Here is a 13,313-nt window from a genome sequence, read left to right on the forward strand (position 1 = left end):
CAATGATCACTCGGCCCGGGTTCAGCGCGCCGAGAGTGCCGAAGGCGTGCGCCACGATCGACAGGGCTCGACACAACGTCGGGATGAGCACGACGGTAGCCGGAACCGCGCGGGAGGCCGCCACACCCGGTACGTCGAGCCAGGCAGCGCGTTCGGCGCCTGGACACCGTGGTGACGCCAGGGCTGGAACCGATCGGAGACCGGGACGGTGTCAGGCCGAGGTCCTCGGCCTCCACGTCGGTGCGCTGTCGAGAAGCTGGCGGCCCAGGCGTAGGCGTCGCGGATGTCGTCTTCGTGTCGCGGATCGAGGGCAGCCACATGTCGGGAAAACGCATGGCACCTCCGCTGAAGCACACGGTCGCGTACTCACCTCGGTCGCCGATGCCGGCGAACACCTCGCGCCCGCTGTCGATCCGGGCGGACGCGGCGTCGATCTCCTCCTCGCTGACGTCGGCCCACAGCGGAAGCATCGGCTCCCAGAAGGCGACGCCACTGAACTCGCCGCGAACCCACGCACGTTCGATCGGTCGGCGGCCTCGAACGTGCCGAGGTGCCTGGCCGGCTCCACCGAGCCGGCGCCCGGGGGAAGCGTTCCGTCCATGTCGACGATGTGCGGGTGTCGGCCATCGGCTCGAGGTCTCCCAACCGGGATGGCGCCGTCGTGGCCCGGGGGGTGGGCCACGACGGCGCCTTGGCCTGCAGTGGTTCGCACCGCAGCGGGCCTCGGTCAGGGCCGGGCGGTCACGGCGGTCTCGTCGGAGACGGTGCGCATCTGACCGACGTGGTCGATGTAGTAGGACTCGGGGACCTCCTTCTCGCTGTTCGCGATCAGCTCGGTGAAGTCCCACTTCTTGAGCAGCTTGCCGTCACGGAACACCGGCTGCAGCACGTTCTCCGACTCGGGGATCGAGCCCTTCGGCACGGTGGTGTACACGCCGTTGTCGTGCTTGAGAGCCAGCCGGCCCTTCTTCGACACCTTGAACGCCGCACCCGTCGGCGACTTGGCGATGTCGCGCCACTGGCCGTTCACACACACCGCCGAGGCCTTCTGACCGAAGTTCATCGTGTCGCGGTTCCAGTGCTGCAGCAGCCCACCACCCATCCCGAAGACCGCGTTGTCGGCGGCCAGGCCTCGGCGCTCGAGCTCCATGTAGACCTGCGGCAGCGAGTGGAAGTTCACCCCGTCGCCCTGCACGACCCGGATGAACGGGGGCAGAACCTTGAAGCCCTTCGAGTTCACGGTGTGACCGAACGCGTCCATGAGCCACTCGGTGGTATCGGCGGTGACCTGGACGATGTCGCCGGAGTCAGGACGGATCCCGACCAGACCGGGGAAGTTCTGGATCTGCTCCTTGAGCTCGATCCCGATGATCTTCTTGACGCAGTGCTCGTGGTCGTAGGTGTCGGTGAGCAGCAGCGCGACGCCATTGGAGGCGTACACGTCGAGCATGTTACGCAGAGCGTCGGCCTCGTGCTCGCGGCCCCAGGCACAGAACCCGGCGTGCTCGGAGTTCGGCCCGGAGTTGGAGACCTTGCCGGCGTTGTAGAAGCGCTTCGCCGCCAAGATGCCCGGCACCGTGTCGGACTGGTCGAAGTTGACCAGGTGCGCCAGACCACCGAGGGCCGCGGACTGCTGGGAGCTGACCCCACGGGCACCGTAGTCGTGCAGGATGTTGCGGATCAGCTGCGGATTGTCCGAGGTCCGCGCGAGCGCCTCCTTGATGACCATCTTGGACAACCAGCTGACCGTACCGATGGTGCTCGGGTACCAGACCGCACGCAGCAGCGCGGTCTCGAAGAAACTGGTGGCCCAGAAGTACTTCGGATCGGTGTTGATCACCTGCACCAGCACGTTGCGTGCCGGAAGGACGGTGCCCTCCGGAACCGCCTCGATCTCCACCGGCAGGTAGCCGCCATGATCGTTCAGAATGCCCAGCCAGTTCTCCCGGTTGAAATGCATCCCCTGCTCACGGACCACGAACTCGGCCTCGTCGATGTCCTCGAGCGTGACCGGACGCATCAGATACTCACGCAAGAACGCCTGAAGCCCGACGAACTGCACGACCGGCCACTCACCACCGCGCGACTCGATGTAACTCGACACGTACTCGGTGCCCGGAGGATAGAGCGGGTAGTGACAGTGCTTGTAGTTGTCCGTATTGATGATCAGGTTGTCGAGATACCCCATCGGCTCGTCCACCTTCCGCGAGAGTCGTTTCTACCGGCCTGCCGCGTTGACCGGAGCTGGCACGGGCGGGCACGAGGTGCGTGAAACCGAGGTTCTACGCGAACGTGCACCCTTGCGCACCCGCCTGGCCGACCGCTGGAGAGGTCGGCCTTCCCAGTAGCGGGATTTTAACGTTTCTACTGTGACCGTCAACTCACCTCGGCTCAGATTGTGTGCCGTTCGGCGCGCGAGTGGGGGTCAGTGGCCGACCCCGGCGAACCAGATGCTGCCCTCAGCCGGAGATTTCTGGCCTGTTCAAGGCTGTTCGGCCCCTCCGAGCGGCGGGACGTGCTCCCGCTCCAGAAGCACGGCCGGGGAAGCGGGTCGGGTGCTCGGATCGCCCGCCCCCACCTGGAATGCCATCGTTTCTAGGCCGACGTGGGCTGCGCACGTGCGGCAAGCACTGGAGGAGCGGTCAGCCGGACGTCAGAACGTGTCGACCGCCCGCGCCGTGAGCATGCCCTCCCGGCGCCCCTTCATCCCGTACGGACATCACTGCGACGGTGTCCCGAACCGTGCCTTGCCGTCGATCCCGGTGAAGGGCAGGTAGCCGCCGACCCTCACCAGGCCCCCTGCCTGAGGTCCAGTCGCGCAGTAGGGCGAGCCGGCGGCCAGACTTGGGGAACTTCGACGAGATCTCGTGGCCGCGGACGTAGGTGACCTCGAAGCCTTCGCGGTCGAGCGCGGCCAGGAACTCGCCGGCGCCTTCCCCGTACTCGGTGTTGTGGAACCGGTCGAAGCCCTTCATGTGAATCGTGTGCTCGAACCGCGACCCGCCGTCGAACAGTACGCGCGGCGGTCCCTGCGTCTCCGGGCTCACGGGACCCCGACTTCTGGCAGGAGTCGGCAGGGTGCACCTGCAGCCCGCGCGAAGGAGGATGTGCTCGCCGTGCGTGGATTCGCGGGCGGTGCTGCGACCAGCCGCGTCCTCGACGACGGGGTGGATCTCCCCGCCGTAGCAGTAGCGGCAGCGGCGCCGGAAGCATCGTGCGTCGTCCTGCTCGCGAGACGTGATTTCGTAGTGAGGCCCGTGTCGAACGTCGGCCGCGGCATCCTGTCGATCTCGTCGGGCACGGTCACCCGCGGAATTCGGCATGGGTCGGGGGCACCGCGGTCATCCTCCGCCACGATGCCGCACCCCTTCCCTGTCGAGGGCCTTCGAGAACCCGCGAGAGAGCCTGCCGCCGACCGCTCGCTGCTGACGAGTAGCCTGCCCGACGGAAACTGGATTCGTTTCTACGATAGCCTGCCCTGCCGGCGCGCGGTCAACACAGAGGTCTCAGCGGCAGTGCACCACGTGCTCTCGACGGGCCACGATCCTCGACTTGTCCGGGCGCTCGCGGGTCCGTTCGCCACAATGGCCCTGGCCGCCACAGGAGCGACAGGCGAAAGCCGAGCGACGTGGTCGCGGTGACGACCCCCGCGCATCGGGCCGGCCGTACGCCGGCCCAGGTCGGCCACGTACTTCCAGGTCGCCACGGCAACCGGGCCTCGATCCCCCTTCGACCTGCGCGACCCGTTCGACCGGGCGGCTGTGCGATCTCGGCGCCGGCAGCCGACGTCGTGGTCGAGGACGTCCGGTCCGGGTGATGGACCGGCTCGGCCTCGGCGCTGAGGAGATCCGTGCGGTCAGCCCGTGCCTGACCCACTGTTCGAGGTGCCGCTCCGGCAGCCCTGGCACGGGCACGCTGTGCGCGAGACGCGGCGCTCTCTGCTCACGAGGGGCTCGATCGACACAGTTGACCATCAGCGGGCATGCCCGTAAGTTCGAGTGCCGAAACGTTTCTAGACCAGGTATGCGCGCTTCACCGCCCCAGGGGCCGATCGGCCCATCGTGCGCAGCCTGGCCAGCTTGACGTCAGCCCTGGGCGCCTGGTGGACCGGCCGGAGGAAGGGGGTTCCGATCCAGCAGGAGTTGGTCCAGCCGTTGAATGCCGCAGCCTCTCGGAGAGGGTGGGCGAGCAGTCGCTGCGGCACGGGCAGCAAGTTCGTGGAGGCACTGGCGAAGGTGTGCGCTCTCGCTCCGGGCCGTCTCCCGGGCCTCCGCCGAGCCGGCATTGCCACATGATGAATGAATCGAGGACGCGACCTTGCCAACCCCCAGTTCGCTGATCATCGACACCGACCCCGGCGTGGACGACGCCTTCGCCATCCTTCTGGCCCTGTCCAGTAAAGAGTGCGACGTCCGTGCCGTCACGGCCTCCTATGGCAACGTCGCCCTGGACAAGACATTCGTGAACGCCCGGCGGATTGTCGCCCTTGCCGGGCGTACCGACATACCGGTGGCCGCAGGCGCAGCGCGGCCACTGGTACACGTGCAGGCCGAGGTCGCACCGGAATGGCACGGCGCGGATGGCCTCGGCATGCAGTCGAGCGGCTTCCCGGAGCCCGGGCCTGCCGACCCTCGTCCTGCCCTCGACCTCATGGTGAGCGTTCTGCGGGAGTCTTCGGTTCCGGTCACGATCGTCTGTCTGGGCCCGATGACCAACACCGCGCTTCTGCTCGCTGCGCATCCCGAACTCACCCCACGCATCGGGCGCATTGTCGCGATGGGTGGTGCTCTGGGCATGGGCAACACCCGAGGGGCGGGCGAGTTCAACGTCTACGCGGACCCCGAGGCTGCACACCGTGTGCTGACCCAACCCGAGGTCCCCGTGACGCTCGTGCCGCTCGATCTCACGATGAACTGCACTGCCGACGACCAGTGGCTCGAGACGCTCAGCCAGGCCGGGCCGCGCTGCGCAACGCTCGTCCGCACAGCGGCGCTCTACCGCGAGGCCACCCGTGAACGCTACAACCTCGACGCGATCGCCCTCCACGACATGCTGGCCATGCTGGAGGCGATCCGCCCTGGGACGCTGCGCACCACGCCGCATCGGGTCAACGTGGCCTGCACACTCGGCCCTGGACGCGGCATGACCGTGCCCGATCGCCGGCCCGACGCGTCCGGCCCATTGGTGGACATCGCGCTCGATACCGAGGGCGAGGTCGTACTGGCAGACGCCCTCCGGTACTTGAGCACCCTGGGCTGAGTCGGTTCACAGGCGTGAAGACGGGACCGCCACGGCCGATGCCACGCCGGCCGACCGCCACGGTCCAGACGAACTCGGCGTCAGCTGCGCCACGGTCGCCGCCGGCAACGAACCCGTCATCGTGGCTGCAACGAGCGCGAGGTGAAACGTGTCACGGGGGAGATCCGCCGGCAGCGTCCGATCTCCCCGGTTCGTGATCGCTTCGACGACGTCCACCTCGCGTTGCGGCCGCGCCGGCGCTCGCGTTCCGCCTGCCGCAGGTCGCGTTCCGGACGGCCTGCTCGGTCTCGAGCCCGGAGCCGAGTGTTCCGACCACGATGCCGACGGAGCTCGCCAGCCACACCAGCTCGACTAGGGGTAGGCGTCGAACGACGGGGCCGGTGCAGCTGGGACCAGAAGTGACCGGGATCGATCGGCGGCCGCAGCGGTGGCGCCGGACAGGTGGGGACCCGCCGCCACGGGTGGTTGTCGCGCACGTCCCCGGCGAGTAGCCGCAGCCTGCCGTGCAGCCCGGCCAGGGCGAGGAGCGCGTCGGTGCCCTCTTCGGCACCCGGGAGCGGGCGCCCGCGCCGGCGCCTCGGCCACAGACAGACTCGGCGGGGGCCGACCCTCTGACGTCTGCAGCAGCGATCGGGTCACGGACACGAACAACGTCTCGGTCGAGCGACAGCACGAACCGGTCGCGCCGGCGGAACTCGAATCGGGCGCGGGAGACCGCGTTGTCGCGGGCCGGCGCGGGTCGCAGGTACGAACCCTGCCGCGCCCACCGGGCGCCAGCGGGCGCAGCAGCGGCACCCCGAGCTCCGCGCGCCGGACGCGGACCGTCAGAGATCGATGGCGTTGCGATGAGACATCCTCGGGTGACGGGGCCCGCGGGACAGCGGCTCGCGCAGCAACGGGAGGAGGTTGTCGCCGATGCGGGCGACCTCGCGCAGGTAGGGCGTGTCGGACAGGACGAAATGCGTGATGCCGAGGTCGGCGTAGCGTTCGAGCGCCGCCGCAACCTCGGTGTACGAGCCCACGAGCCAGGTCGATCCGGCACCGCCACCGCCGTAGTGGCCCGGTGCGGTGTAGAGGCAGGAATCGAGCACCTCGCCCCGCTCGGCCAGGGCCAGCAGTCGATCCTGTCCGACGGATCCACGGTGGCCGTCGATGCCGATCTTCGGATCGGCTGCCATCTGCGCCACGCGCTCCTCCGCGGCCCGCCAGGCGTCCTGTGAGCTCTCGCGTACGACGACTGTGACCCGGAGCCCGAACTCCAGGGGTGGAAGCTCACGGCCCAGCTGTCCGGACAGCTGCCGGAGCCGCGCGATCCGTGCGTCGATGCCCTCGAGGGGTTCGCCCCAGAACAGCTGGACGTCGGCCTGGGTGGCGGAGACCTTCTCCGCGGCGGCCGACGCGCCGCCGAAGTACAGCCGGGGTGCTTGCCCGCCGGCCGGTCGTGGGACGACGGTCGAGTGTTCGACCTGGAAGAAATCGCCGGTGAAGGTCACGTCCTCCTCGGTCCACAGGCGACGGACGAGGCGGAGGAACTCGCCGGTGCGGTCGTAGCGCCGGTCGTAGTCGGCCTCGCCGTCGCCGTAGGCGGCCAGGGAGTCGCGGCCCGTGACGACGTTGACCCACACCCGGCCGCCGGTCAGCCGGCTCAACGTCGCCGCGGCGGTGGCGAACTGTGCCGGCTGCCAGTAACCGGGCCTGGCGGCGACGAGCGGCACGAACGACGTGCTGCGCGCGGCGATGGCGGTGGCGAGGACGAAGCTGTCGGGCCGCCCCCATCCTGTCCCGATCAGCGCGCCCGCCCAGCCATGGCGCTCCGCGGCCCGGGCGAGCTAGACGGAGTAGTCGAGGCTGCCCCAGCCGTCGACCGTGTCGTCGCCGCGGTGGCCCCGCTCGATCATGTTGGGCACGTACCAGAGGAACTGCCGGTCCATCCGGGTCACTCCGTTCTGTGGACAGGACCGTCGGGGTCGGAGGCGGAGCTCGGTGCCGGGGTCGGGACAGGTGTCCCGGTACGGCGACGTCGGGCGCGCACGGCTGTCTCCTCGAACCCGGACAGCTACGCGGCCGGTGCGGCCTGTCGGCGAGGTCGTCGGTCGATCGGGTGGCCTCTGCGTCCAGTCAGGTGCATCGTGCCCGACGCTGTCAATGTGGCGGTGTCGCGCGGGGGTTGGCGCGTTCGTGGCGACGGGACCGCGCCGAGACGAAGTCCCAGGTGGTCGCGGGCTCCGGCTGCACTGATCGCGGTCCCTTATCGGTTCTGATCAGAATTCGTCGTTGGACGGGCGTTGGCCGGTGGGCTTTACTCCCTGTGTGGCGACGACACTGTTCATTCCCGCTACCGGTCGCCGGTGGCGTGGGGCGGTGTCACTGTGCGCAACGTCTTCGGCGTGGAGCGGAACCCTGACGCAGCGTCGTTTCATCGATCACGGCACCGTGAACTCGGCGAGTTGTCGTACGCGTTGACCGACTGAGCGCAAGCTCGACGAGGACGCCGTTGGTCGCCGCGTCCACGGCTGCACCGAGGCCTTGTGGCAGGCCGGTGGTCGAGTGGCGCGGACGCTCGTAGTCGAGCACGCGCAGGCGCTGACCATGTCGCGTCGGGGCGCATCGAGGCGTTCCCCGGCTGCCCGACCCCGCGCCGGGTGATGCGAGCCGACGCGTGCCGGCACGTGCCGGCGTGCTCGGGTCGCAAGGCCTGTGTCCCTCGTCGTCCCGGTCGGCGGCTCCGACCGCCGCGCCTTCGAGGCGTGGCCGAACGCTGCCGTTTCCTCTCGGGGCCCGCCCCGACTTCCTCCGTTCTCGAGGTCTCAACGTGTCCGTGTCCCAAGACGTGTCCGACGGCCCGGCGCCGTCGTCGTGGACCGTTGCCCGCCGCCGTGTGCGGGCGCCGTCAGCTGGCGCTACATCGGTGGGCGCTTGGCGACCGGTCTGGTCGCCGTGTGGGGCGCCGTGACGCTCGTGTTCTTCGCGCTCAACGCGACCGGCAACCCCGCGATCCTGCTGGTCCCGCCCGATGCGCCGCCCGACGAGATTCTGCGGCTGACCCACCTGATGGGGTTCGACCGGCCGCTGCCCGTGCAGTACTGGCACTTCCTCACGAGCGTGGTGACGGGGACGTTCCCGGACTCGATCCGCTACGGCGGGGACCCGTTGCCGATCGCGCTGGAGAAGATCCCGGCGAGCCTCGCGCTCGGCCTGACCGGGCTGCTGATCGGGGTGCTTCTCGGTGGCGTCATCGGCTACGTGTCGGCGACGGCGCGCTCGGGCTGGTTGAGCAGGGTGCCGCTCGGGATCGCGACCGGGATCGAGTCGGTGCCGACCTTCTTCATCGGTATCGTCCTTATCATCGTCTTCGCGGTGCGGCTCGGCTGGTTCCCGGTGACCAGCACCGGCGACGCGGCCAGCATGGTGCTGCCCGCCCTGACCTTGGCCTTCGCGTTCATCCCGGCCATCGCACGGGTGTTCCGGACCGCGCTGCTCGACGTGCTGCAGGCCGAGCACATCCGCACCGCCCGTGCGAAGGGTCTGCCGCGGCACGTGCTGGTGTGGCGGCACGTCGTGGCCAACTCGTTGGGTACCACGCTCAACGTCGTCGGGATCCAGGCCGGGGTGCTGCTGGGCGGGGCGGTCGTCACCGAGTCCGTCTTCGGCTGGCCGGGGATCGGGCAGTTGTCGATCAATGCGGTCCAGAACCGCGACTACCCGCTGGTGATCGTCTGTGTGCTGGCGATCGCCGTTGGTTTCGTCCTGATCAACCTGGTCGTCGACATCGTCGCGGCCGTCGTGGAACCGAGGTTGCGATCGTGAGTCTCGTACAGGTGACCGAGGCCGACGGCGGGTCCGCCGGGCCGGCCTCGGTCGACGCCGAGGGTCGGGTCGACCGCCGGCGTCTCCGCCGGCGCACCATCGGTGTTGGTGGCTGGGTGGGGGCAGGTGTTCTGACCGGCGTGCTGGTGACCGCGCTGATCGGTCCGCTCACCGGCGGTGACCCACTTGCCCAGAACTTCGACGCGATCCTCGAGGCCCCCTCGGCGGCCCATCTGTTCGGAACCGACGAGCTCGGCCGCGACGTCTTCGTCCGGGTCGTCTTCGGCGGGCGGACGGCGCTCGCGATCACCGTGGTGTCCGCGGTCGTCGCGTCGCTGCTGGGACTCGTCCTCGCCCTGGCAGGCGCACTGTACGGCGGCTGGGTCGATGCGCTCACCAGCCGGCTCGCCGACGTCCAGCTGGCGGTCCCGTCGATCGTGCTCGCGATCGTCGTGCTGTCGTTCGTGGGGAACTCGTTCGTCCCGATCGTATTCGTCCTGGTCCTCGGGTCATGGGTGCTCACGTTCCGGGTCATCCGCGGGCACGCCCGCGCCGTCGTGCAACAGCAGTACGTCGAGGCGGCCCGGGTGGCCGGGGCCGGGCGGCTCGGGATCGCGCGCCGGCACCTGGTCCCCAGCGTCCTGCCGCTGCTCGCGGTGGCGTTCACCATCAATGCGTCCTCGGCACTCCTGCTCGAGTCGAGCCTCGGCTACCTCGGCCTCGGCGTCCAACCTCCCGACCCCGACTGGGGTCAGATGGTCGCCACCGGCCAGGCCCAGATCTTCACCGCGCCCTGGATCGCGCTCTTCCCCGGCCTGGCCGTCGTCGCGACGGCGGTCGGACTGCAGCTGCTCGGTGACGGACTGGCCGAACGGTTCGTGGGTGGACCCGTCACCCGGAGAGGACTCGCACGATGACCGCCGCACCGCGGATGATCACTCTTGACGCGGAGCTGCTCGGACCGGAGCCCGCCGACGACCGGGTCCTACGGGTGGACGACCTGACGGTCGGCCTCCGTCCGGTTCCGGGCGACAGCGCGGAACCGATCGTCGACGGGGTGTCGCTGAGGGTGGCCGCGGGCCGCGCGGTGGGGCTGGTCGGTGAGTCGGGTTCCGGCAAGACGCTGACCGCGCTCGCGGTGGCCGGGCTGCTCCCGTCCGCGATCCAGGTGGTCGGCGGTCGCATCGAGCTCGCCGATCGCGAGCTGACGGGTCTGGGGGAGCAGGAGGCCAGGGCTCACCTGGCCGCCTCCGTGGGGGTGGTCTTTCAGAACCCGACGGCGTCGCTCAACCCGCGGATGCGCATCGCCGCGCAGCTACGGGAGGCGCTTCCCGCCGGGACGAGCCGCCGCCGGGCCAGGGAACGGTCGGGTGAGCTGCTGACCGCGGTGGGCATCGCGGACGTCCACAAGACCCTCGGCGCGTTCCCGCACGAGCTGTCCGGCGGGCTCAACCAGCGCGTCGTGATCGCCATGGCGCTGGCGCGCGACCCGAAGCTGCTCATCGCCGACGAACCCACGACGGCCCTCGACGTGTCCGTGCAGGCCCAGGTCCTGGACCTCATCGACGAGCTGCGCGAACGGCTCGGTCTCGGTGTGCTGCTGGTGAGCCACGACATCGGCGTCGTCTCAGACCGCACCGACCACGTCTACGTGATGTCGGACGGCCGGATCGTCGAGTCCGGGCCGACCACGCAGGTGCTGGGCGACCCGCACCACGCCTACACCCGGCAGCTGCTCGCCGCGACGCCGAGCAGGCTCGAACCCGTCCGGGTCGCAGAACGCCTGCTCCCCGTCGCGGAGCCGGCGTCGCCCGTGGCCGACCAGTTGGAGGTCCGCGACGTCCGGCGCGCGTTCACGGTGCGCGGCAGCGCTGGCCGGGCCCGTCACGTCGCCCTCGACGGGGTCGACCTGACCGTCACGAAGGGTCAGGCGATCGGGCTGGTCGGAGAGTCCGGGTCGGGCAAGACCACGCTCGCGCGGATCATCGTGGGTCTGGAACGGGTCGACTCCGGCGTCGTGTTCTACGAGGGCAACCCGGTCGCGCGGCACACCCGCGCGCAGCGCAGGCAGTGGCGCCGCGAGGTGCAGTACGTCTTCCAGGACCCGTACAGCTCGCTCGACCCCAGGCTGACCGTCGCCCAGACCTTGCGGGAGCCGCTGGAGATCAACTTCCCGGGGCTGTCCCGCGGGGAGGTCGCGGCCCGGATCGACTCCCTGCTCGACGAGGTGGAGCTGCCCCGGAGCTTCCGCGACCGGCATCCCTCCGAGCTGTCGGGCGGGCAACGGCAGCGGGTCGGCATCGCACGCGCACTGGCGACCGAACCGTCGGTGATCATCGCCGACGAGCCGGTCTCCGCACTCGACCTGTCCGTGCAGGCCCGCATCCTCCGGCTCCTCGCGCGGCTGCGGATCGAACGCGACCTCACCTACCTGTTCATCTCCCATGACCTCGCCGTAGTCCGCTACCTGTGCGAGGACCTCGTCGTGCTGCGCGAGGGATCCGTCGTCGAACGGGGCCGCACCGACGACGTTCTGGAACGACCCGAGAGCCCCTACACGCGGGCGCTCGTCGACGCGATCCCCGGCCGCGGCTTCGCACGATCGTGAACCGACCGGACGCCCCCACCCACTCCGACCCGCAGCAGAAGCAGACAGGGAAACCCGTGACCCACAGACCATCCGTCCGTCGCAGGCCCGCCGTCGTGGTCGCTCTCGCGATCGCGGCGGTGCTCGCGACCGTCCTCTCCGCCTGCGGTGGCGCGGCCGGCAGCGCCGACACACCGAAGGTCGGCGACGAGCTCCGGCTCGGGCTCTCCCGCCAGATCACCGGCATCAACCCGCACAAGGGCGGCTCGCCCGACTCCTCGGGCTCCATCGTCGGATCCATCTACGAGTCGCTCACCCGGATCGCCCCCGATCTCTCGGTCGAGCCGGGCCTCGCGACGGCATGGACCAGCACCGATCCGCTGACGTGGCGGTTCACCATCCGGACCGACTCGAAGTTCTCCGACGGGTCGCCGCTCACCGCCGACGACGTGGTGTGGAACTTCCAACAGCTGCTCAACCCCGACTACAAGGGCACCTCCGGGGCGCCGCTGCGCAAGTACCTGAAGTCGGTCACGAAGATCGACGACTCGACGCTGCAGTTCAACCTGTCCCAGCCCGCGCTCGACCTGCCGGGCCGGCTGTGGACGATCTTCATCGTGCAGCCGGTGTTCGCCCAGTCGCACAACCTCGACAACGAGGCGCTCGGCAGCGGCCCGTACAAGCTCGACAAGCTCGACCAGGAGAACGGCGCCACCCTGTCGCTGAACACCTTCTACGCGGGGACGAAGCCGGCGTTCGCCCACGTCAAGTACACGGTGCTGGCCTCGGAGGCGCAGCGCGTCGCCGCGCTGCGGGCGGGGGAGCAGGACCTGATCCTCAACCTGGACCCGTTGGACCTCGCGCAGTTCAAGGACTCCGACACCTACGACACCATCCTCGGCGTCGGCACCCAGCCGCTGACGCTCGCGATCAACGAGCGCAAGACGGGCACTCCGCTGGCCGACCCCCGGGTCCGGCAGGCGCTGAACTACGCCACCGACAAGACCACGATCATCAACAGCCTGCTGCAGGGCGCGGTCCAGCCGCTGCCGGGCCAGGTCGTCTACGAGCCGTACCAGCCGCAGGACCCGTCGGTGCGCGCCTACCCCTACGACCCGGAGAAGGCCAAACAGCTGCTGGCCGAGGCGGGTCATGCCACCGGTCTGACGCTCACCGTCGCCCTTTCCAGCGGCACCTACGTCTCCCAGGACGCGGCGACCCAGGCGATCGTCGCCCAGTGGGCGAAGGTCGGCGTCACCCTGAAGATCACGCAGCAGCCGTTCCCGGCCTGGCTGCAGAGCCAGTACGGGCCCGACGACGCGGCGGCCGACCTCTACTACATCATGTGGGGCGGCTCGTTCCGCGGTGACGTCACGGGCAACTTCGGCCCCTTCCGCAGTGACCACATCCAGAGCCACCTGCGCGCACCGGAGTTCGACGAGCTGACGACGAAGGCCCAGAACGCCGCGACCGAGGCGGAGAAGACGACCTACGTCAACCAGGCCATCGAGAACGCCTACTCGCAGGCGCACGCGATCTTCCTCTACCCGTCGCCCTTCACCGGCGTCGTGTCCAAGGGACTGGAGTGGACGCCCAAGCCGAACCGCTACCTCTACGCCCAGCAGGTCGGCAGGGCGGCGCAGCCATAGCCAGCCGCACA

General features: G+C 69.6%; 7 protein-coding genes and 1 pseudogene. 5 read left to right on the forward strand and 3 right to left on the reverse strand.

Annotated features, from left to right (window positions below):
* Positions 1-727: 727 nt before the first annotated feature.
* On the reverse strand, positions 728-2,200 hold the full coding sequence (locus PSED_RS11075; RefSeq protein WP_233899386.1) for a nicotinate phosphoribosyltransferase: 1,473 nt from the start codon (positions 2,198-2,200) through the stop codon (positions 728-730).
* A 442-nt stretch (positions 2,201-2,642) separates the two neighbouring features.
* Positions 2,643-3,047 (reverse strand): glutamine amidotransferase, encoded by a 405-nt coding sequence (locus tag PSED_RS11080; RefSeq protein ID WP_049803367.1) that lies wholly within the window; start codon positions 3,045-3,047, stop codon positions 2,643-2,645.
* 1,270 nt (positions 3,048-4,317) lie between these two features.
* Here PSED_RS11080 and PSED_RS11085 point away from each other — a divergent pair.
* Positions 4,318-5,259, forward strand: a complete 942-nt coding sequence (locus tag PSED_RS11085) for a nucleoside hydrolase (RefSeq protein ID WP_013674330.1) — start codon at positions 4,318-4,320, stop codon at positions 5,257-5,259.
* Positions 5,260-6,083: 824 nt separating this feature from the next.
* Here the strand turns inward: PSED_RS11085 and PSED_RS11090 are convergent.
* A pseudogene (locus PSED_RS11090) lies at positions 6,084-7,076 on the reverse strand (LLM class flavin-dependent oxidoreductase); the annotation flags it as partial.
* Positions 7,077-8,175: 1,099 nt separating this feature from the next.
* Here PSED_RS11090 and PSED_RS11095 point away from each other — a divergent pair.
* From PSED_RS11095 to PSED_RS11110, 4 genes are all read left to right on the forward strand, one after another.
* Complete coding sequence (locus PSED_RS11095) at positions 8,176-9,066, forward strand: ABC transporter permease (RefSeq protein ID WP_143770436.1); 891 nt, start codon at positions 8,176-8,178, stop codon at positions 9,064-9,066.
* A complete protein-coding gene (locus PSED_RS11100; RefSeq protein WP_013674332.1) occupies positions 9,063-9,983 on the forward strand; it encodes an ABC transporter permease in 921 nt (306 codons plus the stop codon). Before PSED_RS11095 ends, PSED_RS11100 begins: the two co-directional genes overlap by 4 nt.
* The gene (locus PSED_RS11105) at positions 9,980-11,674 is read left to right on the forward strand and encodes a dipeptide ABC transporter ATP-binding protein (RefSeq protein ID WP_013674333.1); all 1,695 of its coding nucleotides are present in this window, start codon (positions 9,980-9,982) and stop codon (positions 11,672-11,674) included. Before PSED_RS11100 ends, PSED_RS11105 begins: the two co-directional genes overlap by 4 nt.
* Before the next feature lie 95 nt (positions 11,675-11,769).
* Positions 11,770-13,302 (forward strand): ABC transporter substrate-binding protein, encoded by a 1,533-nt coding sequence (locus tag PSED_RS11110; protein WP_041759516.1) that lies wholly within the window; start codon positions 11,770-11,772, stop codon positions 13,300-13,302.
* Positions 13,303-13,313: the final 11 nt, after the last annotated feature.

This window comes from Pseudonocardia benzenivorans CB1190 (assembly GCF_000196675.2).
Lineage (GTDB): Bacteria > Actinomycetota > Actinomycetes > Mycobacteriales > Pseudonocardiaceae > Pseudonocardia > Pseudonocardia benzenivorans.

Coding starts and splice junctions, on each gene's coding strand:
- PSED_RS11105 (WP_013674333.1), top strand. CDS start 9,980: ATGACCGCCGCACCGCGGATGATCACTCTTGACGCGGAGCTGCTCGGA.